This window comes from Alteromonas sp. BZK5, assembly GCF_014349115.1.
GTDB lineage: Bacteria > Pseudomonadota > Gammaproteobacteria > Enterobacterales > Alteromonadaceae > Alteromonas > Alteromonas macleodii.
The window spans coordinates 23,260-49,635 of the sequence record NZ_JACSOE010000025.1; the positions used below are offsets into that span (position 1 = coordinate 23,260).

Below are 26,376 nucleotides of genomic sequence, written 5' to 3' on the forward strand. Positions count from 1 at the left end.
CCCTGCAAGGTTTATACTTTTTGCTAGGGCAAAGAGATTGTGAAGCATAATTGACCAATAGGTCAATAGAAAGATGAGGCTTTACAAAAACGTCAGTTATAAAAAAGCCCTCTGCTTTACGAAGAAAACAAGAGGACCAATGGCGTACTGAAGCTAAATATTTAATTAGCCACAGCTAGGGCCTGTTGCTCTTTGATGTACAGCGAATAACAACAGGACCTAGGAAGGGTAAGTGCGTTAACTTACTCTTTGCTTTCCTTAGGAATAGGGAAACCACGGTCACGCATCAATGCGTCTACCTTGGCGTCACGACCACGAAACTTGCGATATGCTTCAGCTGGATCCATTGCGTTACGTACGGCGAATAGATATCTCACTAAGCGATCGCCTACTTCTTTATCGTAGAAACCACCCGGTGCTTCCATAAAGGCTTCTGCTGCGTCAGCTGTAAGAACTTCTGCCCACATGTAGCCGTAATAGGCCGCAGCATAACCTTCACCCGAGAACACGTGACCGAAGTGAGGTGAACGGTGACGCATAACGATTTCTTCTGGCATACCAAGCTTCTTAAGCTCTTCACGCTCAAAAGTATCAGGGTCAATCTTGCTAGGATCGGTAGTATGATACTTCAGGTCCATAATGGCAGAAGCCATGTACTCAGTGGTTTTGAAGCCTTCATTAAAGGTTGAGGCCTTCTTAATCTTTTCAACTAGTTCTGCTGGAATTGGCTCGCCTGTTTCATGGTGAACCAGATAGTTGTTGATTACCTCATCGGTGGTCAACCAGCGCTCTAATAACTGAGACTGGAACTCAGTGTAATCGCGTACGCCAGAATGCGAAGACGGGTATTCTACGTCAGACGCTAAGAAGTGAAGGGCATGACCAAATTCATGGAAGTAGGTTTCAGCATCATCCCACGAAATAAGTGTAGCTTCGCCATCAGCACCTTTCACGAAGTTCGAGTTGTTTGAAGACAATACGGTCTTCTTACCATCGAACGTGGTGTAAGAGCGATACGTCGTTGCCCAAGCACCAGAGCGTTTACCTTGGCGTGAGAATGGGTCAAGGTACCAAAGACCGATATGCTCACCGCTGTCTTTGTCAGTTACTTCCCATACTTTCACGTCTTCGTGGAAAACGGGTACTTTGCCTTCTTCAACAGGTGTGAAGTTGAAGTTGAACAAGCGACCTGCAACGTAAAACATCGCTTCGCGCAGCTTATCAAGCTGTAAGTACTGCTTTACTTCGTTTGAATCTAGGTCGTACTTCGCTTGGCGCACTTTTTCTGCATAGAAGCGGTAGTCCCATGGCGCAATAGTAATGTCTGCACCTTCTTCATCGGCAATGGCCTGCATGTCGGCCACTTCTTCTTCAACGCGAGCAATAGCGGCAGGCCATACTTTCATCATCAGATCCATGGCGTTTTCTGGATTCTTCGCCATACGATCTTCTAAACGCCACTGTGCGTAATTTTCGTAACCTAACAGCTCAACGCGCTCATCTCGAAGGGTTAGGATGCGCTTGATAATGTCATTGTTATCAAACTCGTCGGCATTGTCACCGCGGTTGTAGTAAGTACGCCATACTTTTTCGCGAAGCTCACGATTGGTTGAGTAGGTCAAGAACGGGTCCATAGACGAACGCGTATTGATAATCGCATACTTACCTTCTTCGCCGCGAGACTCTGCTGCCGCTTTAGCTGCCTTTACAAACGAAGCGGGTAGGCCGTCAAGCTGGTCTTCAGTAATATAAGTAACGTAGTTTTCTTCGTCTGCTAGCACGTTGTTAGAAAACTTGGTGTGCAGAGTAGCAAGTTCTTGGTTAATTTCAGCATAGCGCTTTTTCGCTTCGCCATCTAACGTTGCACCGTTGCGCGCGAAGCTGTTGTAAGTCATCCACGTAATACGCTGTTCTTCTGGCGTGAGCGATTTCAGTTCATCAGACTCGTACACCGTTTTCACTCTTTCAAAGAGTTTTTCATTTTGCGTAATTTGAGTGAAGAAAGCTGATAGTTTTGGTGACATCTCGGCCTGAATTTCGCGGAATTCAGGGCTAGACTTGTTTGAGCTCCAAATGCCGTAATACGTGAATACGCGACCAAGCTCTGCACCTGCACGCTCCATTTCAACAATGACGTTTTCAAAGGTTGGTGGCGCTTCGTTATTTGCGATGGCTTCGATCTCTTTAAGATTCAGTTCCATGGCTTTTTCTAGCGCAGGCTTCAAATCTTCCAAATTCATTTTATCGAAAGCAGGCACGCCACCGTACGGGCCTTTAAACTCTTGAAGCAGCACGTTATCAAACTGTGCTTGTTGAGATGTCGCTGTATTTTGTACATCTGTGCTGGTGGTCTCAGGTGCTTTTTGTTCTGAACATGCACCGAGTGCAACCACAACCGCCATAGCGGTGAGTGATGATTTAAATTTACCCATGAGTTTTCCTGTCTGTTTTTATCTATACGTTTTATGACAAAAACCATCTTAAGATAATGTAAAAATAAGTTAAATGCTCTTTAACGTAATTCCTTGCAGCACAGCGGTTTGAAGAGAAATCGCGCTGATATGCAATTCGTCGAAATTGGTCAAATTTTGATTGGCTTTATGCTGGTTGGAAATTACACTGCGCGCGTTCTGAATAGCTGTCTTCCGCAGCTCGTAAACCACTGACTTTTTTACTGTGATCATCATGTTTGAATTACTTCTTCACGCGTTTCCCGTTGCATTCGCTTTGGCTTCCTTTTGGTCGAACACTGAACGTAAATTACTGCTACTGAATTTAGGGTTATGTATTGCTATTGGCTCACTTTTGGTTTTCGAGCAAGCGTGGGGAGGAGCTGTAGTAATTACGGTGGCGGGGCTGAGTACCAGTTATCGTTTAATAAAACAAAAACTTCTGTCTCCTGTGGCAACCTACATTACATTAATCTCTATGATGGTTATTGTGCTGACGGTGAATAACCTAACCGGTAAAACATCGTTAGTTGAAGCTATGCCGGTGTTAACTTTTATGGCGTACCGGTTTGGTGAACTTCACTGCAAGGAAGCGGGTTTAAGGGTATGCATGATCATTGGCTCCATCAACTTCACTGCGTACGGAATAATTACGCAAACGTGGGGATTAGCCATTACTGAAGCCCTGTTTGCAGCCTCGAACCTGTGGTATTACATGAAGCTAAGACGTGCCATGCGTACCAGCCCTGTTTGAAGCATAAAATAGTTCATGTCAGACCGATAACTGCACTAACCTAATGACAAGAATGTGGATGTATTGAAACCATAGCCGCTTTGTGATTTATTGCGTCTTTAAAGGGAATCAAACTTTCACAGGGAAGACGATGCAACGCAAACCCATCGACAAGGCACTATTTCTTGGTGTTCCAGCATTTCTACTGGCTCTTTTTATTTTAAATATCACTGCAGAAGGTGAAGTTAAACTCGCGGCTACCCTAGGTAGTGTTGGGCTATGTATAGGCTTTTTCTCTTATTTAAGAAGCAGGCGCTTCGGTAATAGATATCCCGTTGAAAAATTGATAGAAAAAGATGGTGATTTTGTGGTGTTTCATTTTTTACAGGGACTTGATCGCCAGCCCCTCAGGGTGAACGCCAATACTATCTATGCGCTTAATTTTTCTCACCATTACCTTGGAGTCATTTTGGAAAGCGGCAACGGTAAAGGGTTCGACTTTCACTATCCTCATAAGGAAGCCGTAATAAAAGCGAGACTTCAAGTGGTGCTAGGTGATGATGGATTTAACAACGTAAAAAAGAATGTCTAAATAAAGCGAAAAAAGTGTAAAGAGAAGCCCGAAAGTAATGTTTACTCGCGGGCTTTTTTTATTTTATCAGTGTAAAAACTTACGCAAACACCACTGTCTTATTTCTGTGAATAATCACGCGGTCTTCTAAGTGGTAGCGCACGCCATGAGCTAATGCCGTTACTTCACAATCTTTACCCTTACGCACCATATCAGCTGCACTGTCGCTGTGACTAATACGCTTAACGCTTTGCTCAATAATAGGGCCTTCATCTAAATCTTTAGTTACGTAGTGACAGGTTGCGCCGATTAACTTTACGCCGCGATCATAGGCTTGCTGGTAAGGCTTAGCACCTGCAAAGCTCGGCAAGAAGCTGTGGTGAATGTTAATGGCTTTACCTTGCAATTCTTGGCAAAGCGTATCAGGTAAAATCTGCATAAAGCGGGCAAGCACGGTCAAATCAATTTTGTATTCTTGAAGTAAAGTCGTGATTTGCGCAAAAGCGGCTTCTTTCCCTAACGCTTTAAAGTCTACCCAATGGAAAGGGACTTTGTACCAGTCTGCAAACTGTTTCATTTGCGGGTGGTTGCCAATAATAACCGGAATATCACAGTGTAGTTCGCCTGTGTGCCAGCGGTGAAGCAGGTCAACTAAACAGTGAGACTCAAGGCTGGCAAGCAGAGCGACGCGCTGTTTTTTGCTGGAGTCGCTCAGCTTCCAGTTCATCTGATATTCGTTAGCAAGCGGGGTGAATTCTTTAACAAAGCTTTGATGATCTAACTTTAGCGAGTCGGTGCTAATTTCATGGCGCATGAAAAAGCGGCCGGTTTGTAAGTCAGTGTGATGGCTTGCTTCAACGATGGTAGCGTTATGGTCGGCCAAAAATTGCGACACGCTGGCAACGAGCCCAATTTGGTCTGGGCAGTCTATTACTAATCTAAATGTTTGTTGCATTTGGGCAGTTTGAATAAAAAAACAGGCTTTCTTTTTACCTGTGCCGCCATGTGTTGTAAAGGCGACGCGCTACTTTAAACCAGCTTAAATTGCTATAACTCATAATCACATGAGGTCTTAAGCTCAAAAGGTGCGAGTCAAATGGACATCAATTTACCCAAGTCAGCACGGTATTGCGTTTGCCTTTACTCGTCGGTTATCCCTCGGCGCAGCTTTTCTCTTACCGACATATTGTGTTTTAACGGCCAAGACTGGCGGATAGGGTAGACTACCCCTTGCGGTGTAGAGACAGACTCAAAAAGGTGAAATGCCGAAACGTGAACGTCTACATTGGGGCTGTAAAGGGGAAGAGGCAAGCTCGACGTAGCCTTTCTAACAAGCGTAACGTGAGGCTTATATTCTCTACTTTCTACCTCTATTGCCGCCTTGCGGGCTGCTTTTCGCGACAATTTGGCGAGTTCACCTAGCGCCTTTGGCGCATCTGTCGGCGAAGCGAAGAGTATCTTAGGGCCGTTCCATAATCCCGTCGCATCGAGGGTTAGAGAAAAGGGTTCGCTCACAAGCTGATCGAGTTCATACACCAACGCTTCGTGCTGCCGGTGATTTATCTCACCTAAAAAGCTAAGCGTTATGTGGAAGTTCGCCGCCGGCACTGCGTACGGTTGCGCGGGCCCTTGGCTATTGGTGTTGTCGTAGCGCGCATTGGTAGACTTTCGAGAGCGGGTATACTCGCTTTTTACCCATTGACGGGGCATAACTTCAGGCAATGCCTGTTGGCGCCAGCTATCTAGAGCAAGTTTTTCTGTGGCGCTAAGATCTAAACCAATAAAGCTTCGCATAGCTTTCCTCCTTCCAATTTGCCCTTTAGCTTGTACATCACGTTAATGTCCATATAAACCTAAGTTTATCATGGCGCTACCTGCGATTTCCAAAACAAGACGCAAGTATTGAGCTATTTGCCAAATCTAAAAAAATAGCAGTGAGGTTCGGGTGCATTGCTCAAATCAGGTACACTATACACATCAACTTATAACACCTTTATGCCCTTTATGTTACAGCCGTTTTCTCACTTACCCGCTTATGAACTCGTTACGCCGCTTGAAGAAGCTGTAGCCGCTAGCAACGTCATCATAGGGGCTCCTCCGGGCGCGGGAAAGTCCACCGTACTTCCTTTGTCACTGCTGAAATCATCGCTTAAAGGAAAAATATTACTTATGCAGCCACGGCGCGTGGTGGTGAGAAACCTTGCGGACTATTTAGCTAAGCAATTAAATGAAAATGTGGGCGAAACGGTTGGCTATCGCATTAAAGGGGAGTCGAAAACATCGTCTGCCACTCGGCTTGAGATCATAACCGAAGGGGTGCTGACTCGCATGATTCAGCAAGACCCTGAGCTTGATGGAGTAGCCGCTATCGTCTTCGATGAATTTCATGAACGCAGTATTCACAGTGACTTCGGTTTGGCACTAGCGCTTGAAGTACAGTCTGGGCTTCGCGATGACTTACGATTAGTTGTAATGTCGGCTACCTTGGATGTAGCACCCCTTCAAATGTTGCTCAATGCGCATAGCGTGCCGCCAGTGGTAAACTTGAATACGCAAGGGCGCATGTTTCCCGTTGACATCCGCTACACACAAGATGTGCAGGCGCATGAGTTAGTACCCAAAACCTGCAATATCATAAAGCAGGCCGTAGGCGAACACGACGGTGATATTTTGGTTTTCCTTCCTGGGCGAGGAAGCATCAATGCTGTTGCCAAAGAAATAAAAGGGTTAGCTGAGAGTGCGGACATGGCCGTTCACATGCTCTATGGAGCGTTAAGTAAATCTGTGCAACAAGCCGCTATTACGCCAGACCCGCAAGGCAGACGAAAAGTCATATTATCTACCAATATTGCTGAAACGAGTCTTACCATTGAAGGCGTGACGGTGGTTATTGATAGCCTATGGGAAAACAGTGCTCAGTATCATCCGTCCAGTGACATAACTGCGCTTACCCAGCAGCGCATTTCGCAAGCATCCGCCATTCAAAGAGCGGGGCGCGCGGGGCGTGTAATGGCCGGAACCTGCTATCGTTTGTGTAGCAAAAGCAGCTTCGAGCGTTTGGCCAAATACAATGCGGCGCAAATTGAAAAGGAAGACTTAAGTAGCTTTTTGCTTGATACCTTAGCCTGGGGCAGTAGCCCAGATACCTTGGCATTGTTGACGAAGCCTACACAAGCGCAGCAGCAGGTTGCACAACAAAAGCTTCAGCGGGTTAATGCTATCTCACAATCCAGTATTACTCCCTATGGAAGAGCGTTGGCCCAGTTACCTTGTCAACCTCACTTAGCCCATTTATTACTCACCGTTAAACAAGGGATTGATGGGCTTTGTGCTGATGACAACGACGCGCTTCGCCACGCCGCTCCCTTTGTTGTGGCTCTTAGCGAAAGTAATATCAGTGTAGGTGGCGCAACAAATGTCATGGATGCGCTGCTAAACGCTAATAGCATCACGCGCAGTCAGCTTACACAGCAAGCTACCCGTTATGCGCGCTACGTGCGAAATAATGATGGAAAAGCACAACGCTTTAAGCCTGATATTAACGAACTAGACGAGCAAGCCCTTGGGCTTTGTATCGCTATCGCATTTCCTTTGCAGGTGGGCTATAGGCGCAGTGCGTCAGATAAATCGGCAGAGAGCTCGAATACAACAAATGGTAAGCCTAAGACCGGTATAGTCGAATACAAACTGGCAAGTGGCAAAGGTGCAGAGCTCACTGCTGCTGGTAGTGCGTCCATTTTTAATGAGAGCGAAAATGGCGATGGACCATGGCTGGCAGTGCTCGACGGGCAGCTGATAAAAAGCACGGTGGCAATACGCTTGGCACAGTCAGTGCCTGAAAGCTGGCTGCGTTTAGCCTTTCCTGACGCGTTCAAAGAAAAGCGCAGCGTTATTCTGAACAGCCATACTGGGGTAATGGAAGCCAGAGTAAGTACGGGCTTTTATGAGATAACGTTAAATAGCACACCGGTTTCTGGACAGGAAAAAAGTCGTGAAAAAGCATTCTGGGATGATGCGTTATGCAACGCATGGTTCGCCTATCTTGATGCACTTCCTCTATCAAGCTGGCCGCTTTCTGACGCAGACTGGCAATGGTGGCGAAGAGTGGCAATGGCTGGGAAGCTCAATTTGCCACAAGACAAAGCCTTCGATGAACCCGATCCGTGGCCGTTGTCATTGAGCGCTCTCGTGCACCAGGCCAAAGACAGTTTAGCGCCCGTCTTAAAAAACTGTAAAAACATCAAAAACCTTAAGCAGTTACCGTGGAAAACAGCCTTGAATAATGGTCTTTCTTGGCCTCAGCAAGATGCCTTAGCCACACTCTTGCCAACTCACGTGACTATTCCAACGGGCAGAGAGGCTAGCCTGGATTATCGCGATAATGGAGATGTGGTGCTGTCGGTCAAAATGCCAGAGTTATATTCTCAAGGCACGCCATTAACGATAGCGGGTGGGCGAATTACCGTTGTATGTGAGCTGCTGTCGCCAGCAGGTAGGCCATTGCAAACCACCAGTGATTTAGCCGCCTTTTGGCATGGCAGTTATAAGGAAATACAAAAAGAAATGAAGGGGCGCTATCCAAAGCACTTTTGGCCAGATGACCCCGCAAATGCATCGCCGACCAGCAAAACAAAAAAGCATATGTAGCGCGCTGATACGGCTACACAAACCATCGTTTTCAGGTGATTTTTATTTATTTTAAACAAGAGAAGTATCTATACGCCATTTTCCTTTATGCCAGTTTCGTACACAGTATGTTTTTTACGACAGTGGTCGTACGCTGAAACTTGCGCTAAGTTGGAGTATGAAACCTCACTCTTATTTACAGGTTAAACTCCGCAATGAAATTATCTTGTATTGCTACTGCTGCTTTTTTATTTGCTACTTCAATTAACGTTTACGCTCACGATTTTTGGCTAGAACCCACAGCATATCGTTCTCAAGAACCGAATTCGCTGGCATTGCAGTTTAAAGTGGGTCATAAGGAAGATACCTCTCATTGGAACCTTGCATGGGATAGAATAGTCGCGTTGCGCACCTACTCTTTTGACGGTGTGACTGATATGGCTGCCAGTGTTGTACCTAAAACCTCAATGCTGCCGGGCATGGCAAAAACAACCAAGCTCCCATCCGGTACTCACGTCATAGGGTTTGAAAGCTATCACGCCACAAGCACATTAAGAGCGAAGAAGTTTAATCAGTATGCAAAAGAAGAAGGCTTAACTGAGGTATTGGCGCACCGCAAGGTGAGGGGACAAAACGACATCGCCGGCAAAGAGCTGTACTCTAGAAAGGCGAAAACCATTGTGCAAGTTGGCGATGCGGTAACGAACAACGTATTAAAACCCATTGGCCACACATTGGAAATAGTGCCTCTTGAACATCCTTACAAGCTTGCAGGAAACACGCTATCTGTTCAGGTATTATTTAAAGGTAAGCCTTTGAGTAACGCGCTTATCGATGCGTATTCCTTGGTTGATCACAGCGCTAAAGAGCAAGCGGTTAAAACGGATAGTGAGGGCAAGGCGACATTTAAATTTGACGTCGAAGGACCTGTAATTCTGAATACAGTTTGGGGAGTCCCACTTACAAATAGCTCGGCTGCAGATTTCGAAACCTATTTTTCAAGCTTAACGTTTGAGTACTTTCAGTCACCAACAAAGTGAGTGGTTTACACCTTGTAGGCCACTGAAAATACCAAACAGTGAATGCGCGCCAGAAATGGCGCAGCATATATCAAATTTAAGAAGTCGTCGTTTCAAGGTCGATCTTAAGTGCAGCCATCACTTCAAGGCCTGGGAAACCATCTGCAATCATGTTGTTACTAATTTGGTAATTGCGAATGCCTTCACGGGTAGCGGGGCCAATAATGCCGTCAGGCTTACCCACATCAAAGCCCAAATCATTCAGCTTGCTTTGAAGGGCAATAATATCTTTGCGATTGTACGCAGGTAGATCCGGTAACGTGGCTTTAATGCCAGACGCGCCAGCGATGCGGTCGGCCAATACACCTACGGCAATGGCATAAAACTCTGAGTTGTTCCAGCGCATAATAACGCGGAAGTTTTTGTAGGCGATAAAGGCAGGGCCGTTGTGACCAGCTGGCACAATAACATAGGCGGTAGTATCGCCTTCGCCCAATTCAGAACCATCAGCTTTTTTCACGCCTTGGGCGTGCCATTCACTGAGAGATTTTCTATTTTTATAGCCTGACTCTTGATAGTCAAAGTTCTCCGGCAGTTGCACTTCACGACCCCAGCGGAAGCTGCGCTCCCAACCCAAGTTGGCAAGAAAGTTTGCCGCAGAAGACAACGCATCTTCTTCACTTGCCCACAAGTTTATTTGTCCGTCGCCATCGCCATCAATAGCGTAGTGGGTATAGGCCGAAGGCATAAATTGGGTGTGCCCCATGGCACCGGCCCACGAGCCAATCATGTCTTCTTTTTGCAGCTTCTCTCGCTCCATTAATTCCACAGCAACAAGAAACTCTTGGGTGAAGTAGGTGCTTCGTCGCTTATCACACGCTAAAGTGGCAAGCGAATCGAGTACCGGCATTTTGCCTTTGTAAGAGCCAAAGTTTGTTTCTAGCCCCCAAAAAGCAAGCAGATAATGAGGAGGCACGCCGTATTTTTCACTTAGCTTATGCAAAAGCTTGTCGTGCTTTGCATACATCTCTTTACCTTTTTCGGTACGCCAGTCGGTAACGCGCTTGCTGAAGTACCCCGGAAAGGTTTGTACAAATTCTGGTTGGCTTCGGTCTAGCTCAATCACACGATCTTGGTGAACAAGACGAGGAAACACATCATCGATAGTCTGCTGGCTAACCCCTTCCTGCTTGGCTTTATCAGCAAGCGCTGCGGTGCAGCTAGCGAATTGTTCATTGGCTAGCGCTGAATTCATTGTCGCACCCGCGAGAAGCAGCGCCATAGACGTGCGAAGTGACGGTCGAAGAAATGAGGCGTAAGACTTGGCCCCTTTAGGCGAACGAGTAGAGAAAAAAGAAGACTTAAATGAAGCTAAGCGCATAGTACGGTTCCTGTGTTACTTGCCAGCATGCTATCGCATTGTGACCGTGAAACGCGAGTAAAATTCATTTTAGTCCTTCAACATATTAGCGCCATGGGACGTTTCAGAAGTATACAAATTCGGAGTGTGCATATTTGGAAACAGTTGTTGAGAGGCGGTCCGAATGGTAATGTTGATACTATTAAAACTAACGTTTTAAAGGCGTTCGTTAAATCCATATCGCAATATGTGCGATGTCATCCTCAATGATCTTCATGGCGTTTTCACGTGGCAAAAAGACAGACAAAAGACAATCCATCTTCAAAAAGTAAAGCATCAAGCAATGGCAAAGGCTCGGCCAAGCGCTCGTGGTTTTTCAAACTGTTTTGGCGAGTCACTCTTATTGGTTTGGTTGTGCTTGGGGCGTATGCCTTCTACCTTGACGCCCAAATTAAGCATGCGTTCTCTGGAAATAAATGGGAAGTTCCCGCGCAGATCTTCGCCCGTCCGTTGGAAATCAGCAAAGGTGAAGAGATAACGCCCCAAGAAGTCATTGATGAGCTCAATTTGCTGGGCTACCGCAAGGTAACCTTTGCCGACAGTAGCGGTGAATATAGCTATCAAAATAAGGTGCTGACTGTGCAGCGCCGTGCGTTTCAGTTTCCAGAAGGTGCAGAGCCTCTGCGTCATATAGTGATAACGTGGGAAGGTGCACGTATTGGGGAAATTTATGACAAGTCGCAAGGCCGCCCGTATGGTTCTGCAAAGCTAGAACCCTGGTTAGTGACGCGCATGACAAGCGGGTCTCAAGAAGACCGTATGCTGGTAACGTTAGACACCATTCCTGACATGTTGCCAAAAGCGCTAACCCTGGTGGAAGACCGCAATTTTTATAATCACCATGGCGTTGCGCCGCTTTCAATATTGCGGGCTCTAATGGCAAACATTGCAGCCGGACGAACGGTTCAAGGCGGGAGTACGCTAACGCAGCAGCTGGTTAAAAACATGTTTTTAACCCGTGAGCGTTCCATTGTGCGTAAGGCAAAAGAAGCCATTATGGCGGTAATCATTGATGCCCGTTACAGCAAATCCGAAATTATTGAAGCGTACTTAAACGAAGTGTTTTTGGGGCAAAATGGCGATATGGCCGTACATGGTTTTGGGCTTGCCAGCTATTTCTATTTTGACCGACCAGCTAACGAGCTAAGTACGCCCGAAATAGCCACGTTGGTTGCTATTATTAAAGGCCCATCTTATTACAACCCACGCAAATATGCTGAGCGCACTAAAGAGCGTCGTGATTTAGTGTTGCGCATGCTGTTTGATGAAAATGAAATTAGTCGTCAAGACTACGAACGTTTTGTGAATATGCCGTTGGGGCTCGCCAGTGGGGCTAGCTTGGCAAGCGGTAAACACCCTGCTTTCATGGAGCAGGTTCGTCGGGAACTCAATGAAATTCTGGCTGAGCCTAGCTTAAGAGATTCGGGCGTAAAAGTGTTTACAACACTTGATATCGTAGCCCAGCGCCGCGCTGAAAGCGCATTGTCGGGTACGCTAGACGGTTTGCAAAAAGACAGGAAAGTGCCATTACAGGGCGCAATGGTAGTCACAGATAGTGCAAGTGGTGAAGTACGCGCTATCGTTGGCGGAAAAGACTTTGCGTTCAAAGGCTTTAACCGAGCACTAGACGCAAAACGCCCAATAGGCTCGTTGATTAAACCTGCGGTTTACTTAACCGCACTAGAAGATCCAACACAATTTAACTTGGCAACGCCGCTTAAAGACGAGCCCATTACCCTTGAAAGTCGAAATGGAAAAACGTGGTCGCCGCAAAACTACGATAAAGAGTTCAGAGGCCAGGTGCCTTTACTTCAAGGGCTAGTCGAGTCTTTAAATATACCTACGGTTAATTTAGGCATGCAGATAGGGCTTGATGCGCTAGCCGATACGATAGAGCGATTAGGGGTAACCACCCCCGTAGATAAAGTACCGTCGTTGACCCTTGGTGCTTTTGAATTGACACCATTTAGTACAAACCAAATGTATCAGACCTTATCAAATGATGGGCGTTACATACCTCTTCATACGGTGACTTCTGTAGTAACAGCAGATAATGCGCTGCTTTGGAAAAAGGCGGAGTTTTTTGCTCAGCGCACCGATGAGGCGGCGACCTATTTGCTCAACTATGCCTTGTATAAAGTAACCACCGAAGGTACTGCGAAGCGCATCGGTTGGAATTTTGGTAATGTGAATATGGCTGGCAAAACGGGCACCACAGACGATTACCGCGATAGCTGGTTTAGTGGCTTCGATAGAAACAATGTGGTTACGGTTTGGGTCGGCAATGATGACAACCAACCGGTTTATTTGACCGGTGCAGGTGGGGCCTTGCCCGTCTTTATAAACTACATGAAATCTCAGTCACCCAAGTCATTATCAAGGCGTTTCCCGAAAGGCTTAGGCATTGCACATTTTGACGCCAAGACCGGCGCGGTTGTGGTTGCAGGATGTGCTGGGAGTTTAAGCGTACCGGCTATTTTGGATGTGCTTCCTCCACCTCAACAAGATTGTTCAGGCCGTCCCGTAGACAAAGACAGCGACAAGGATGATAAAAGCTGGTGGGAACGGATATTCGGATAAAAAAACTCCAGTAAGAAGATAGAAAACACAATCACTTGGCTGGGATACAGTCCGTGCTTTCTATCTCCCTCTGGAGTAAAAGGCCCAGGGAAGGCAAATCTTTTAGCGGTAGTCGGTTAGGTTCCTATTTGTTTTTATTGCGTTTTCAGTGACCTTTCTGAAGGAATAGGCGCGCTGTTGAAAACACCAGCGCACTGACTACAAACGCAATAACCGGTCCGAGTACCACCATAAATAGGGTTGCGGCGGTTAACATGTGCATTCTCCTTATGCGTCGTTATCGTCTGAGCTGATAGGCTCAATCGGCGTAATAGTGATGTCAGCAACCAATGCATTTGCTTCTTCTACTTCTGGCTCAAACGTATGGCTTGCAGTTAACACGTCATAAGTCACGCCTAGGTCCAAGTTCTGCTTTACGTCATGCATTGCGCTTTCAACGATAAAATCTGTATGCGAAACAATGTTGTTCTGAGTGTCGTCAGCGAACGCTGATGCGCTCAATACGCTAGTTGCTAAAGTTAGTGCAGTGAAAGTTTTGCGACCGATAAACATAGTAATCTCCAAAAATTAAGTTAGACACTGCACTTGAACATACTGCGTGGCAGCTATCATGTTGCTAAAGGTTTCGATAATAAGTCGTTATCAATTAACAATTAGTTTATAGCGAGGGATGTGCCAACTCGTAAAAATAAGGTAAGTATATGAATTTATTGAATTTTAACTTTTGATAAAAAATGAAGGTGGAATTGGGGGATTAAAGAAATACTAAAATTTAGCGAATTTAATGTAGAGGTGGTCAAAATGACTAACGCAAATTTTTTAACACTTGCGCAGCGACACTGGTGACTATGAGAAAGGTCAGAAAAAGGGGCGCTAGTCTATAAAGAAGAGCAGCGCCGCCAATGTATAAAAGAGTGAATAGGTCTAGGACGCTTTACTTCTAAATTGTGAAACCATTGTCACTACTAGCGCAATGATCACACCAGCAGCAATACCAACAACACCATCAGCAAGTATAGACATAACCAGCGATGCGTCTGGGATAAGTGCGGTAAACCAGTCGGTAATAACGTGCAAAAAGCCAATGCTGTGTGTGAGGATGCCACCACCGACTAAAAACATAGCAACAGTGCCTACAACCGCAAGGGTTTTCATTAGTGCGGGGGCGGCAACTAATAACGCTCTGCCAATAAATCGTTGAAGAGTGTTCATTGAACCTGTTAACGACTTGCGAAGCATGTAAAGCCCAACATCGTCCATTTTAACTAGTGCCGCTACCAGCCCATAAACGCCAAGGGTAATCGCTAAGCTTAGTGCTACTAGTACACCAATTTGCGTAGTAAGTGTTGCATCGGTCACTGTGCCTAATGCAATTACAATAATTTCAGCAGACAGTATAAAGTCTGTGCGTATAGCGCCTTTAATTTTATCTTTCTCAAAAGCTACCATATCTACATCTTCGTGGGTAAGCGCTTCTATTCTGGCTTCTCGTGTTTTTTCTTCATCTTCGTGGGGAAGATATTTGTGCAGCAGTTTTTCCGCACCTTCAAAACATAAATATAACCCGCCCAGTACCAAAAGGACGGTTATAAGTGAGGGCACAAAAGCACTGATGGCTAATGCCGCAGGAACCAATATGGCTTTATTAATAAGTGAGCCTTTTGCTACTGCCCATACAACAGGTAGCTCTCGGTCGGCTTTAACGCCTTGGACCTGGTCGGCGTTTACCGCTAAATCGTCGCCCAAAACGCCCGCTGTTTTTTGCGCAGCGACTTTCGACATGGTTGCGATGTCGTCCATTAACGTTGCTATATCATCAAGTAGGGCAAGTAAGTTAGCTGCGGCCACGTCGAATATCCTTTGTTATGTATTACAGTTAGAGTAATCCCCAGTAAATAGCAGCTTAGCGTACTTAAAACATGTGTGATATACAATCAGGAATAATGCCGATAAATCACAGTTCTTTTTAGGCAATTTGCAGGGCTATTACCAACAGAAAAGGCGAAATCAGAGGAAGTGTGAGTTGAGAAGAGCACGCTCGTGCTCTTCTCATGTTGAAGTTAATTACCCCAAATGTTGTTTACCAGTTCTGGATGATCAACGAAAGGGTTTCGATTGTTCTGGAAATTGAAGGCAGCGTCATTCCTATCGATTTCCTTTTGGCTTACAGGGTCTTGAGAATGCCAGCTTAACAGCAGAGTTAAGAACCAGCTTTCAAATACTTGATCACTCGTACCATTCAACACTGCGTCGCCATAGGTGCTATTCGTTTCCCAATTTGCAATGACGTTTTCATAACGTGTCGCCATGTAGAAATACGCTCTAGCGAAGTCACCTTTGAACTCGTCGATGGGCTCAAAAACGGTGCCTGTATAACCAGAAGCAGAAGAGCCTGCGCCCAGTTTGGAACCATTCGATGACGTATAAGTAGCACTTGCGACATCACCGTACGGATAGCTACTTCGGCGACCGTTAACGTAGCCGTCGGTTGCAAAAACGTGATGAACATCAGTATTCATTGGCGAGACTGCACCGCCAAACCAGCTGCGCGGGAAGGCGTGTTCGCGGTTATAGCAACTGCCTTCTCCACTATAGCTGCCACACTGGTCAGAACCAGCCGTGTAGCTGTAAGCGTCACTGCCATTTGGGTTTTCTGAATACATGTCCAAAATGGAGCCGTCATTTTCATAGTAGCTGTCGCTTGTGTATGAAATATAGAATGTCCAAAGGTCGCCATAGCTTTGTGTATTATGATTTTTGATAATGTTGTAAAGCTCGGTTTTTAACGTATAGCCTGACAGACCGTTGGCACTTGCATAGTAACCAGTGAGTTCTGATGAACCACCACTGCCACCACCACTCGTTGTGCCAACGCTAAAGTTGGTGCTTTCACTCGCGCCGAAAGAACCGCCATTAGCAACAGACACGCCCTCTATTAGCAAGTTATAGCTGCCAGAGCCATAGGAGCAGCAGATTCCATCGCCATAGGCATCACTAATGGTAAAGGTATATTCTCCATCAGTAAGGCAAACCGCTTCAGTATAACTTTGGTTGTTAGCGTAGTTGCTGCCAGAGGCTTCAACTTGGTTGTTTGCGTTAGTTATTTGCCAACTGGTTTCACTGCCGTAATTGTCGGTAGTTAAGTTCAAAACGCCTGAATGGCTAGCACACGTGCTTCCACCGCCGTTATTGCCACCTGACCCAAGCGTAGTCGGCTCGAATGCGTCTACATAGACGGTTTCTGACCCATCAAAGCCAGTCTGATCATAAAAGCGTAACCCCACCTCAATCTCTTTTGACGCTGTAGCGGAATAAGAGAAAGTAAGCTGTTGCCAGTTTCCAGTTGATGAGTTGTCAGAATAACCTTGATAACCGTCTACATATAGGCGTGCTTTTACAGCACCTTCAGTGTGATATAGCCTCACTGAAAATTCATAATTTTGACCGGCGGTTACATTGATTGTCTGACGGAAGTCAGTTGAACCTTGCGTTGTCGTATTGACGGTAACTGCAGCTGACTTGCTTCCCGAGAATGAGTAGACCGAGTTTTCAGCTACACTAATGCCGGAGTCGATAGTTGACCATGAATTAGGTGCGCCAGACGTCCATGTTTCAAAGTCTCCATTGGAGACCTGACCCATAGCGATAGCGGGTAATAACGCACCTGCCAAGCCGACTATTTGACGTAAGTTTATATTCATTTATTTTCCGTTATTGTCTTTATTTTAAATGTATATTTGTTCCTTAAATGTAGTGTTCGACGCCTTCCTAGGCGTATCAAATATTGCACGTATTTGTGACAAAATGAATAAAAGTGCTTAATCTAACGGCAGAGAGTACTGAGTTAACGGCAAGGAAATAGATGCAAATAAACGGTAAGTTAAGCGAAAGATCAGTACTACCTATTATGGACTGTTGGGAGCAATAAAATGACTGACAGCCCAATTCCATCGCTATCCGTACGCTCATATACGAAGCAAACGTGCCGCCATAAACACAACTACTTTCAGTTAGTGCTGCCCATCAACGGACATATCTTGATAGAAATCGATAATTTTAGCGGGCGAGTAGGCGTTGGCGAAGGCGTATGCATAGCGCCGAATGAGGTCCATTATTTTAGCGCTAACGAACTGTCAAAATTTATTGTGGCGGACTTGGAGTATGTGCCAGTTAATTTAAATGACAGGTTGCACCCGATATTTCAGGTAACGTCAGCATTACAGGCGTTTTTATCGTTTGTAGAGATTCAAATTAGCCAGTTTGCTGACCAAGGCCATGAAGAAATACTGGCGCTATTTTTAACCTTGCTAGAAACATCCTTGAAAGGATGCAGCATGGATAAGCGAATGACTCCTGTATTAAGCCATATTCATCGCGACCTTGCCCGAGGCTTTACACAGGTGGAGTTAGCACGGATAGCCTGCATGGGAACAACGCAATTCAAAACACGCTTTAAAGAAGCCACCGGGCATAGTTTACGAGATTACCTTGTAAAAGTGAGGATGGAAAAGGCCAAAGCACTACTTAGAAATACCGATACACCAATGTTGGGTATAGCTCAGCTAACAGGGTATGAAGATGTTGCAGCATTCAGTCGCCGCTTCAAAGCGTATTTCGGGCGCCCCCCTAAGTTTTTCAAAAGAAAGTGACTGTGATAAGGGCTTACCTCACATGACGGTAAATCGTTGATAGAGACAACTAGTTAATCTCTTCGTCTTTAGGAAGTTTATTGACTCTGGCTTCTATAAATCGTTTGTGGTCGTCCATTTTGGTGCATTCTAAGGTTCCACCAGCAATTCCACTCAATATCGCCAAAGTTTTATTGGTCGTACTGCTACAGTTTACGCGTTTTGAAGGGCGTCGATTTTCATTAGCTTGTATTTGCTGTGTGCTTGGCCCGCTAAGCACAGGACTATTTTTACGCTCTTGAAATGCTTTTGCTGCCTGTTCTGCGTCTTCAGCGACTTTGTCACTGTGATACTTTTCAAAGTAGAGGGCTGCGCCATCTTTTACCGACAGATTCAGCGAGCCTGCGCGCCGATTTGCGTCTTTTGATAAAGTGGGCGACGGCAGTGTATTAGTCGGCTTACTTTCAACGGGTACCTGCTGTTTATCGGGCTCAGCATTTTTCTGCTGCTTGGACGCAGGGCTTTCTACAATTTCATTCTTACTATCAAGTGCTTCAGTCGCTTTGGTTGCTTCAGGCTTCAACTCAATTTCTTGCCTTTTAGGGGAAACATCGATTGGTTTAGTTTCTTGTGGTTTAGCTTGGGCAGAAGGGCGTGGAACGGGGGGATAGTAAAGTCTGGCGCTTATCTCCGGCGTTCGCTCCAAAACATTTACTCGTGCTTTTTGGTTGTTGATGCCCATTTGAGAAAGTATGACCACTACGATGACCCCAAACACATGTGCACAGCCCGAAATTAATAGTGGGCGCCACGCCGTTTTCTTTGCAACGGAATGGTGTTCAATGCTGCGCTCAGGCGCAAAGAAAGATGGGGTGATAGTCGTCATAGTAAACAACAGACCATGGGCCCTATCGAATAGTTCCATCCTAATTTCATCGCACTTTTTAGTCCTCTCACCTTACCGCAACCTCATACCGCTTCAAAATTGGGCAAATTTTTAACAGTGCACCATTAGTGTGCATTATTTTTGTGCGTTCATGAAGCGTTTGCTTGTATGTGTTTGATTTATTTGGCTAATCATTTGTGGCATGGCTCTTGGTTTATCTTCCCATAGTTGGAAACACGACCATAAATCACAGAATAACCAAAACAAACTGGGAGCAACTCATGAAACTAGTCACAGCGATCATCAAGCCGTTCAAGCTAGATGATGTTCGTGAAGCCATTTCAGAAATCGGTATCGACGGTTTGACCGTGACCGAAGTGAAGGGCTTTGGACGTCAAAAAGGACACACTGAACTTTACCGCGGAGCGGAATATCAGGTGGATTTTCTACCTAAAGTCAAACTGGAAATTGCTGTTCAGGATGATCAAGTAGAGCGCCTGGTAGAAGCCATCGTTGGCGCTGCCAAAACAGGCAAAATTGGAGACGGCAAGGTGTTTGTTTACGACCTTGAACACGCCGTTCGTATTCGAACTGGTGAGTCGGATAGCGACGCGCTGTAAGCCACAACGATATATTTGCGGAGAAAACCATAATGGAAATCACTTTTGAACTTGGGTATGCGCTAGATACCTTTTATTTTCTAATCTGCGGTGCACTGGTTATGTGGATGGCTGCAGGTTTTGCGATGCTTGAAGCAGGTCTTGTTCGAGCGAAAAACACCACAGAAATTCTAACTAAAAACGTGGCGCTATTCGCTATCGCTTGCACTATGTACATGATTTGCGGTTACGGCATTATGTACGGTGGCGGCGACTGGGGTCCATTCCTAAGCGGTATCATGGCTGATGGCGCAACAGGTGTCGCTGAAGAGCCAGCAACATATGCACCTTCTGCTGACTTCTTCTTCCAAGTAGTATTTGTTGCAACAGCAATGTCTATCGTATCTGGTGCGGTAGCTGAGCGTATGAAGCTTTGGGCATTCCTAGCGTTCGCAGTTGTTATGACGGGCTTCATCTATCCAATGGAAGGTGCTTGGACATGGGGCGGCGAAGCAGTATTCGGTATGTATACGCTTGGCGACCTTGGTTTCTCTGACTTTGCAGGTTCAGGTATTGTTCACATGGCTGGTGCAGCTGCTGCTCTTGCTGGTGTTCTTGTGCTTGGTGCTCGTAAGGGTAAATACACCGCTGACGGTAAAGTAAACGCGATTCCAGGTGCAAACTTACCGCTTGCAACTTTAGGTACATTTATCCTGTGGATGGGTTGGTTTGGCTTCAACGGCGGTTCAGTACTGGCTACTGCAACTGTTGAAAGTGCAAACTCAGTAGCGATTGTATTCATGAACACAAATGCTGCAGCTGCTGGTGGTGCAATTGCTGCACTTATCGTAGCACGCATTCTATTCGGTAAGGCTGACCTAACCATGGTACTTAACGGTGCGCTAGCCGGTCTTGTAGCTATTACAGCAGAGCCTTCAACACCTACACCACTACAAGCTACGCTGTTCGGCGGCCTTGGTGGTATTTTAGTAGTGCTTAGCATTGTTGCACTAGACAAGCTTAAGATTGACGATCCAGTGGGCGCAATTTCAGTTCACGGCGTGGTAGGTCTTCTAGGTCTTATCCTTGTACCTTTCACTAACGATGGTTCAAGCATCTCTGGTCAGCTAATTGGTGCAGCGACTATCTTTGTATGGGTATTCGTAGTGAGCCTAGTGGTATGGCTAGTGATTAAAGCGGTTATGGGTGTACGTGTGAGCGAAGAAGAAGAATTCGACGGCGTAGACATGAGCGAATGTGGTCTGGAAGCATACCCAGACTTCACAAGCAGCCGTTCGTAAGAGAGTCTCGATTAGGCAACGAAACAACAATAACAATAATGCCTTATTACTTCGTTTAAGCCCCGTTAATGCGGGGCTTTTTTCGTTTCATGCAATGTGTTTTAAGACCATTATTGAGCTTAGGAAAAGAGCCTAGGCGTAATGTGACAATAACGCTACACTATGAATCGATAAACTAACGCTAGATTTATTATCGGCAACGTTTTAGTAAAAGGACGGTTATGACTGCAAGTGTGCGACTTCTACCTTTGATACTGGCTTTCTTTAGTATCAGCTGTTTGGGCTATGACAGAATAACGGGGCATCCCTTTGCAAGTCGCTCAGAAGTTATTGCAAAGAACGGCATGGCAGCAACAAGCCAACCATTAGCTACGCAAGTGGCGTTGGATATTTTAAAACAAGGCGGCAGTGCAGTTGATGCAGCTATTGCAGCCAATGCCATGTTAGGTTTAGTTGAGCCTACAGGCAGCGGTATTGGCGGCGACCTATTTGCCATTGTGTGGGATGCAAAAGAAGAAAAGCTAGTCGGTTTAAACGCTTCTGGCCGTTCACCCAGACAGTTAACCAAAGCGGTGTTTGCCGAGCGTGGTTTGCATCAAATTCCAAAATTTGGTCCGCTACCCGTTTCTGTCCCTGGCGCTGTAGATGGCTGGTTTGCACTACACGAAAAATTTGGCAAGCTGCCCATGTCTGCGCTGCTTACGCCATCTATCAAATATGCCCGTGAGGGGTTTCCTGTTTCAGAAGTCATTGCCTATTACTGGCAGATGAATCAAGAGCGAATTGGTCACTATGACGGCTTCGCAGAGACTTTTCTTATCGACGGGAAAGTTCCGCAAAAAGGCGATGTTTTTAAAAACCCTGGCTTAGCCGTGACCTATGAAAAGATTGCGACAGGCGGGCGAGATGCTTTTTATAAGGGCGATATCGCACGCACTATCGATGCTTACATGAAGTCTCAAGGCGGCTTTTTGTCATACCAGGATTTGTCATCACATACCTCGGAGTGGGTAGAGCCCGTCTCTGCTAACTATCGCGGGTATGATGTGTGGGAACTTCCGCCCAACGGACAAGGCATAGCGGCACTACAGATTCTCAATGTGCTTGAGCACTATGATATCGAAGGAATGGGGTTTAACTCAGCAGACTACATCCATACCTTTGTTGAAGCCAAGAAGCTCGCCTTCGAAGATCGCGCTAAGTTCTATGCGGATCCAGACTTCAACGATATTCCAGTCGACTGGCTAATTTCGAAAGAGTATGCCGCTAAGCGCCAGAAGCTCATAGATAATGAACGCGCAGCGAATCGCGTTGATGCGGGTATTTATGAAGGGGATACCATTTATCTGACCGTTGCTGATAAAGAGGGCAATATGGTGTCCTTAATTCAAAGTAACTACCGCGGAATGGGCTCAGGCATGACACCTCCAGGGCTAGGTTTTATTCTTCAAAATAGAGGTGAGATGTTTACCCTTGAAGAAGGGCACTTTAATGAATATCGCCCGGGAAAGCGTCCATTTCACACCATTATCCCGGCTTTTGTAACAAGAAACGGTAAGCCAGTGATGAGCTTTGGCGTGATGGGCGGTGGAACTCAGCCTCAAATGCATGCGCAAATTATTGTAAACATTCTCGACTTCGGAATGAATTTGCAGGAAGCGGGGGATGCTCCACGCATACTGCACAGTGGGTCGAGTAGCCCAACGGGCGCGTTGATGACTGATGGTGGCTATGTGAGCTTAGAATCGGGGTTCAGTGAAACCGTTCAGCGAGAACTCATGGAGCGGGGGCATAAGCTTCAACGCGTGGTAGGCGCGTTCGGTGGCTATCAGGCCATCGCTTGGGACGAGCAGAAAGGTGTCTATTTTGGCGCTTCAGAAACGCGAAAAGATGGACAAGCCGCGGGCTATTAAGCACACTAGTGTAAATAATAGGCGGCGGAGTTAATTTGTTCCCCGTTTGCTGCTTCGCTTTAAAGGGTTTCAAAGTTTGAAGCAGCCGCTACACTTTACGATAAGGTTCGCACAACAAAGCGCGGCGAATGATCGCCAGCAGCGAAACGTCAGAACAAGGCGTTAATAACAACAAGAGCGGCAATGACACAACCACAAAAAGGCCTCTGCGCTGAGCCAAATTTACATGCACAGTATTTATTACTGAACGTCATTGATGACGATAGCCAAGCCGTACGCGCCAAACTATCTCGCGTGCTGGATATATTCGAGCATTTTGAGAATGAGCACTACGAAGCCATGGTAACCGGGGTTGTCGCTATTGGCACCGGTTACTGGGCTGAGGTATACCCCGGTTTGATACCTGTTGAGCTTGCCCCTTTTCCTGATATGCAGTGTGACGATAGAAGTGCCCCCACCATGCCTTGCGATCTCTTCATTCAAATTCGCGCTGATAGGCTGGATATTTGCCATGCGGTTGGCATTGAAGTGATGGATTTGTTGCGTATTCATGTAGAACTGGTGGAGCAGATAAGAGGGTTTAGGTACTTAGATGGCCGTGACCTCAATGGTTTTCTTTATGGCGCAGATAATCCACGTGGCATGAAGCGGAGACAAGTCGGGATTATTGGCGAAGATGATCCTGATTTTAGCGGTGGCAGCTATGTTCACATACAACGCTATCGCCATGATTTAAGGCGCTGGAATAGTCTTTCAAGCCGTCAGCAAGAACAAGTGATGGGCACCACGCAAGAGCACAATTTGGTAAGTAGCGAACTATCTGAATCTTCACATTGTGTTAGGGCAAGCACTGTTGCGCCCGATGGCGACGAACCAAGGCTAATTAAGCAAGGCATGCCATACGGTGATATGGCCTCTCAAGGCTTATTCTTCGTAAGCTGTAGTGCCAGTGCGCGGCCATTTAAACAGATGCTCCACAGCCAAATATACGGCAACGGTGAAGGCGATTATGACAGATGGCTGGACTTTACCAGTGCTGAAACAGGTGCTGCGTTTTTCGCGCCATCCATTAATTTTATTCGCCAGCAGGCTAAGTTATCTGAGTCCTAAATTTAACCGTCGCTTATGGCCATTGGGATTAGTAGACTAGCGCACCATCCCAATCCTCCTTAAAATCGACGCTTTTGTAAATTCGACAAACATCTATGTGATGATGCGCTAGCGAATCGTTTGGGCTCATAGCGACAGCGGTCTCAAAAAAAGAAATGGCCTCGTCCCACTGCTGATTTATACGGCATGCGATACCTGCGGCAATCTTGGTCTGAACCGCCAACTTCTTTTCCTGCTCACTCTCTGAAAGGTGGCTTAACACCTCGTATATTTCAATTGGCGCTTTTCGTCCTTTCACTCTTACCCAGTCAAGCAAGCGGGTTTTAATTGGGAAGCCAGACCCTATGGTCTGAAGAACTTGGGCACTTACGATAATATCCGCCTCGTATTTGGGGGTTAAAGCTTCTAAGCGAGAAGCAATGTTTACGCTATCGCCAATGACGGTGGTATCCATCCTATCTTCTGAACCTACCGTACCCATAATAACAGGCCCAAAGTGGATACCTATTCCCATATTAATTGGTTCGTAGTTACTGTTCTTTCTATGGCCGTTATATATTGTCAGCGCTTTGCGTAAGTCGAGCGCAGCATTAACCGCATCCATAGCTTTTTGTTGTGAAGATCCTTCGCGATGATCGAACAGCGCCATAATGGCGTCGCCCATGAACTTATCAATAAAACCGTGGTTTTGATGAATAGGATCGTTCATTCTGGTGAAATAAGAATTAAGAAAGTTCATCAACTCTTGTGGCGTAATACGTTCAGAAAAACCGGTAAAGCCTCTGATATCGCAAAACATAATCGCAACGTCGTTTTCAGCCGCATAGCCAAGACCCAGCGCGTCTACGTCAGAATTCGACATGTGCTCCACAAACTGCTTTGGAATGAATTTTTGAAAGGTTTGTGTAAGCCTTTGGGCCTCATCGGCAGCTGTGTGAAAGTGCGTTTCGTCGTCGTTTTTTGCGACAGTGGTGGAGACATGACGCCGACGTTTAAATTGGCTAGCTCTGTATGCAAACCGACGGCTGCGCCTTACGTGCAAAGTTGTGATAGCGACACTGTAGAGAAAAAGCGCGCAAATAGCGCCAAACTGCCAATCCATTGATAACACCACACCTATAAACTGCTTTTAAATGAAGGCTAATAATCTAGCCCGCGAGGAATTCAAGCGTTACGTATGAGAGAAGCAATGAAGAAGAGGCACTAATACGCCACGGTGGGCGTATTAGTGCAAAAATTACCAGAAAGGAATTAACTTAAAGCGTTGAGAACACTTTATCTGCTGCAGCAAGGGTTTGCTCAATGACTGCAGCGTCATGCGCTTTAGAAACAAAGCCCGCTTCATAAGATGCAGGTGCTAAGTAAACGCCTTGCTCTAGCATACCGTGATAGAATTTATTGAATTGCTCGGTATTACAGTTAATTGCTTGCTTGTAGTTCGTAACTTTCTCTACGTCAGTAAAGAATATCCCAAACATACTGCCGGCAATATTAGTAGTTAGACTAATATTGTGTTTGTCAGCAAGGGCTTGGAAACCATCCACTAGCGTTTGCGTATTTTCGAAAATTGAATCGTAAAGTCCAGGCTGCTTTATTTGCGTTAAAGCAGCAAGACCTGCAGCCATTGCTACTGGGTTACCAGAAAGCGTACCCGCTTGGTAAATTGGCCCTGTCGGTGCTATGTGAGTAATAATGTCACGACGGCCACCAAAACAGCCCACTGGCATGCCGCCGCCAATGACTTTACCCAAGCAAGTCAGGTCTGGTTTGATGTTATAACGCTCTTGCGCCCCGCCGCGAGATACGCGGAAGCCTGTCATTACTTCATCAAAAATCAATACGCTGCCATATTGGTCACAAATAGCGCGAAGTCCTTCAAGGAAGCCTTCCACAGGAGGGATACAGTTCATGTTACCTGCGACAGGTTCAACGATAATGCACGCAATATCATCGCCATGGGCTTCGAAGATTTCTTTTACGCTGTCTAGGTTATTGTATTCAACGGTAAGCGTATGCTCAGCAACATTTGCTGGAACACCTGGTGAACTTGGTACACCAAGGGTTAGCGCCCCTGAGCCCGCTTTAACTAGCAGAGAGTCGGCGTGCCCGTGGTAGCAGCCTTCAAACTTAACAATTTTGTTTCTGCTCGTGTAGCCGCGAGCCAGGCGAATAGCTGACATAGTGGCCTCTGTACCAGAGTTCACCATGCGTACCATTTCCATAGATGGAACCAGTTCGCTAACCAACTCAGCCATGATCACTTCAGCTTCGGTAGGCGCACCGAAAGATAGGCCGTTATACGACGCTTCAATAACCGCTTCGCGAATTTGGGCGTTATTGTGACCTAGAACCATAGGGCCCCAAGACTGAATATAGTCAATATATTGCTTACCATCCGCATCCCACATGTAAGCGCCATCAGCTTTCGTGATGAAGCGAGGTGTACCGCCTACCGCTTTAAAAGCGCGAACGGGTGAATTTACGCCACCAGGAATGGTTTTTTGGGCGCGGGTAAATAGGGCTTCAGATTTTTGCATGTA

The 26,376-nt window shown here is 46.1% G+C and carries 21 protein-coding genes; 10 read left to right on the top strand and 11 right to left on the bottom strand.

Annotated features, from left to right (window positions below; translation table 11 throughout):
• Positions 1-242: 242 nt before the first annotated feature.
• Together BIZ39_RS09580 and BIZ39_RS09585 are read right to left on the bottom strand one after the other, a co-directional pair.
• Positions 243-2,432 (bottom strand): M3 family metallopeptidase, encoded by a 2,190-nt coding sequence (locus tag BIZ39_RS09580; protein WP_187446866.1) that lies wholly within the window; start codon positions 2,430-2,432, stop codon positions 243-245.
• A gap of 69 nt (positions 2,433-2,501) precedes the next feature.
• Positions 2,502-2,687 carry a hypothetical protein gene (locus tag BIZ39_RS09585; RefSeq protein ID WP_014975451.1) on the bottom strand — a complete coding sequence of 62 codons (186 nt, stop codon included), beginning with the start codon at positions 2,685-2,687 and terminating at the stop codon, positions 2,502-2,504.
• Here BIZ39_RS09585 and BIZ39_RS09590 point away from each other — a divergent pair.
• Positions 2,686-3,204, top strand: coding sequence for a YgjV family protein (locus BIZ39_RS09590; RefSeq protein ID WP_014947990.1), 519 nt, complete (start codon positions 2,686-2,688; stop codon positions 3,202-3,204). The two genes, BIZ39_RS09585 and BIZ39_RS09590, sit on opposite strands and share 2 nt — an antisense overlap.
• Positions 3,205-3,334: 130 nt before the next feature.
• On the top strand, positions 3,335-3,775 hold the full coding sequence (locus tag BIZ39_RS09595) for a hypothetical protein (protein WP_187446867.1): 441 nt from the start codon (positions 3,335-3,337) through the stop codon (positions 3,773-3,775).
• A gap of 79 nt (positions 3,776-3,854) precedes the next feature.
• Here BIZ39_RS09595 and purU read toward each other — a convergent pair whose 3' ends face one another.
• Together purU and thpR are read right to left on the bottom strand one after the other, a co-directional pair.
• Positions 3,855-4,709, bottom strand: a complete 855-nt coding sequence (gene purU / locus BIZ39_RS09600; RefSeq protein ID WP_014947992.1) for a formyltetrahydrofolate deformylase — start codon at positions 4,707-4,709, stop codon at positions 3,855-3,857.
• 185 nt (positions 4,710-4,894) lie between these two features.
• Complete coding sequence (thpR, locus tag BIZ39_RS09605) at positions 4,895-5,548, bottom strand: RNA 2',3'-cyclic phosphodiesterase (RefSeq protein ID WP_101563344.1); 654 nt, start codon at positions 5,546-5,548, stop codon at positions 4,895-4,897.
• 156 nt (positions 5,549-5,704) lie between these two features.
• Between thpR and hrpB the strand changes: the two genes are divergently transcribed.
• Positions 5,705-8,401 carry an ATP-dependent helicase HrpB gene (gene hrpB, locus BIZ39_RS09610; protein WP_187446868.1) on the top strand — a complete coding sequence of 899 codons (2,697 nt, stop codon included), beginning with the start codon at positions 5,705-5,707 and terminating at the stop codon, positions 8,399-8,401.
• 194 nt (positions 8,402-8,595) lie between these two features.
• Positions 8,596-9,420, top strand: a complete 825-nt coding sequence (locus tag BIZ39_RS09615; protein WP_049588558.1) for a DUF4198 domain-containing protein — start codon at positions 8,596-8,598, stop codon at positions 9,418-9,420.
• Positions 9,421-9,496: 76 nt separating this feature from the next.
• Here BIZ39_RS09615 and BIZ39_RS09620 read toward each other — a convergent pair whose 3' ends face one another.
• Positions 9,497-10,780: a lytic murein transglycosylase gene (locus BIZ39_RS09620; RefSeq protein WP_049588557.1), complete on the bottom strand. Its 1,284-nt coding sequence runs from the start codon at positions 10,778-10,780 to the stop codon at positions 9,497-9,499.
• 267 nt (positions 10,781-11,047) lie between these two features.
• On the opposite strand from BIZ39_RS09620, the gene mrcB reads away from it, so the two are divergent.
• Entirely contained in the window at positions 11,048-13,399 is a 2,352-nt protein-coding gene (mrcB, locus tag BIZ39_RS09625; RefSeq protein ID WP_049588556.1) for a penicillin-binding protein 1B, read from the top strand.
• A 267-nt stretch (positions 13,400-13,666) separates the two neighbouring features.
• Here the strand turns inward: mrcB and BIZ39_RS09630 are convergent, their stop codons facing one another.
• The 3 genes from BIZ39_RS09630 to BIZ39_RS09640 all read right to left on the bottom strand — a co-directional run bounded on the left by BIZ39_RS09630 (position 13,667) and on the right by BIZ39_RS09640 (position 17,100).
• A complete protein-coding gene (locus BIZ39_RS09630; RefSeq protein WP_049588555.1) occupies positions 13,667-13,951 on the bottom strand; it encodes a hypothetical protein in 285 nt (94 codons plus the stop codon).
• A 372-nt stretch (positions 13,952-14,323) separates the two neighbouring features.
• Complete coding sequence (locus BIZ39_RS09635) at positions 14,324-15,247, bottom strand: DUF808 domain-containing protein (RefSeq protein WP_014948000.1); 924 nt, start codon at positions 15,245-15,247, stop codon at positions 14,324-14,326.
• A gap of 212 nt (positions 15,248-15,459) precedes the next feature.
• Complete coding sequence (locus tag BIZ39_RS09640) at positions 15,460-17,100, bottom strand: endonuclease (protein ID WP_049588554.1); 1,641 nt, start codon at positions 17,098-17,100, stop codon at positions 15,460-15,462.
• A 228-nt stretch (positions 17,101-17,328) separates the two neighbouring features.
• Between BIZ39_RS09640 and BIZ39_RS09645 the strand changes: the two genes are divergently transcribed.
• On the top strand, positions 17,329-18,048 hold the full coding sequence (locus BIZ39_RS09645; protein ID WP_014975463.1) for an AraC family transcriptional regulator: 720 nt from the start codon (positions 17,329-17,331) through the stop codon (positions 18,046-18,048).
• Between the two features lie 49 nt (positions 18,049-18,097).
• Here BIZ39_RS09645 and BIZ39_RS09650 read toward each other — a convergent pair whose 3' ends face one another.
• Positions 18,098-18,913, bottom strand: coding sequence for a hypothetical protein (locus BIZ39_RS09650; RefSeq protein WP_239635950.1), 816 nt, complete (start codon positions 18,911-18,913; stop codon positions 18,098-18,100).
• A gap of 281 nt (positions 18,914-19,194) precedes the next feature.
• Here BIZ39_RS09650 and glnK point away from each other — a divergent pair, with 281 nt between their 5' ends.
• The 4 genes from glnK to BIZ39_RS09670 all read left to right on the top strand — a co-directional run bounded on the left by glnK (position 19,195) and on the right by BIZ39_RS09670 (position 23,836).
• A complete protein-coding gene (glnK, locus tag BIZ39_RS09655; protein ID WP_012516988.1) occupies positions 19,195-19,533 on the top strand; it encodes a P-II family nitrogen regulator in 339 nt (112 codons plus the stop codon).
• A gap of 32 nt (positions 19,534-19,565) precedes the next feature.
• Positions 19,566-20,813 (top strand): ammonium transporter, encoded by a 1,248-nt coding sequence (locus BIZ39_RS09660; protein WP_014948004.1) that lies wholly within the window; start codon positions 19,566-19,568, stop codon positions 20,811-20,813.
• A 221-nt stretch (positions 20,814-21,034) separates the two neighbouring features.
• Positions 21,035-22,726: a gamma-glutamyltransferase gene (gene ggt / locus BIZ39_RS09665; protein WP_049589086.1), complete on the top strand. Its 1,692-nt coding sequence runs from the start codon at positions 21,035-21,037 to the stop codon at positions 22,724-22,726.
• Positions 22,727-22,909: 183 nt separating this feature from the next.
• On the top strand, positions 22,910-23,836 hold the full coding sequence (locus tag BIZ39_RS09670) for a Dyp-type peroxidase (RefSeq protein WP_049589087.1): 927 nt from the start codon (positions 22,910-22,912) through the stop codon (positions 23,834-23,836).
• Positions 23,837-23,864: 28 nt separating this feature from the next.
• Here the strand turns inward: BIZ39_RS09670 and BIZ39_RS09675 are convergent, their stop codons facing one another.
• The gene (locus BIZ39_RS09675; protein ID WP_039225111.1) at positions 23,865-24,938 is read right to left on the bottom strand and encodes an adenylate/guanylate cyclase domain-containing protein; all 1,074 of its coding nucleotides are present in this window, start codon (positions 24,936-24,938) and stop codon (positions 23,865-23,867) included.
• A 154-nt stretch (positions 24,939-25,092) separates the two neighbouring features.
• Positions 25,093-26,373: a glutamate-1-semialdehyde 2,1-aminomutase gene (hemL, locus tag BIZ39_RS09680; protein ID WP_014948008.1), complete on the bottom strand. Its 1,281-nt coding sequence runs from the start codon at positions 26,371-26,373 to the stop codon at positions 25,093-25,095.
• Between the last annotated feature and the right edge of the window lie 3 nt (positions 26,374-26,376).

Bases quoted from the DNA above. Each gene is read 5' to 3' on its own strand.
- BIZ39_RS09590 (WP_014947990.1), top strand. From the start codon at position 2,686: ATGTTTGAATTACTTCTTCACGCGTTTCCCGTTGCATTCGCTTTGGCT.
- BIZ39_RS09595 (WP_187446867.1), top strand. From the start codon at position 3,335: ATGCAACGCAAACCCATCGACAAGGCACTATTTCTTGGTGTTCCAGCA.
- BIZ39_RS09630 (WP_049588555.1), bottom strand. From the start codon at position 13,951: ATGTTTATCGGTCGCAAAACTTTCACTGCACTAACTTTAGCAACTAGC.
- BIZ39_RS09660 (WP_014948004.1), top strand. From the start codon at position 19,566: ATGGAAATCACTTTTGAACTTGGGTATGCGCTAGATACCTTTTATTTT.
- BIZ39_RS09615 (WP_049588558.1), top strand. From the start codon at position 8,596: ATGAAATTATCTTGTATTGCTACTGCTGCTTTTTTATTTGCTACTTCA.
- BIZ39_RS09620 (WP_049588557.1), bottom strand. From the start codon at position 10,780: ATGCGCTTAGCTTCATTTAAGTCTTCTTTTTTCTCTACTCGTTCGCCT.
- thpR (WP_101563344.1), bottom strand. From the start codon at position 5,548: ATGCGAAGCTTTATTGGTTTAGATCTTAGCGCCACAGAAAAACTTGCT.
- BIZ39_RS09645 (WP_014975463.1), top strand. From the start codon at position 17,329: ATGACTGACAGCCCAATTCCATCGCTATCCGTACGCTCATATACGAAG.
- BIZ39_RS09670 (WP_049589087.1), top strand. From the start codon at position 22,910: ATGACACAACCACAAAAAGGCCTCTGCGCTGAGCCAAATTTACATGCA.
- glnK (WP_012516988.1), top strand. From the start codon at position 19,195: ATGAAACTAGTCACAGCGATCATCAAGCCGTTCAAGCTAGATGATGTT.
- BIZ39_RS09640 (WP_049588554.1), bottom strand. From the start codon at position 17,100: ATGAATATAAACTTACGTCAAATAGTCGGCTTGGCAGGTGCGTTATTA.
- hemL (WP_014948008.1), bottom strand. From the start codon at position 26,373: ATGCAAAAATCTGAAGCCCTATTTACCCGCGCCCAAAAAACCATTCCT.
- ggt (WP_049589086.1), top strand. From the start codon at position 21,035: ATGACTGCAAGTGTGCGACTTCTACCTTTGATACTGGCTTTCTTTAGT.
- BIZ39_RS09585 (WP_014975451.1), bottom strand. From the start codon at position 2,687: ATGATGATCACAGTAAAAAAGTCAGTGGTTTACGAGCTGCGGAAGACA.
- purU (WP_014947992.1), bottom strand. From the start codon at position 4,709: ATGCAACAAACATTTAGATTAGTAATAGACTGCCCAGACCAAATTGGG.
- BIZ39_RS09580 (WP_187446866.1), bottom strand. From the start codon at position 2,432: ATGGGTAAATTTAAATCATCACTCACCGCTATGGCGGTTGTGGTTGCA.
- BIZ39_RS09675 (WP_039225111.1), bottom strand. From the start codon at position 24,938: ATGGATTGGCAGTTTGGCGCTATTTGCGCGCTTTTTCTCTACAGTGTC.
- BIZ39_RS09650 (WP_239635950.1), bottom strand. From the start codon at position 18,913: ATGACGACTATCACCCCATCTTTCTTTGCGCCTGAGCGCAGCATTGAA.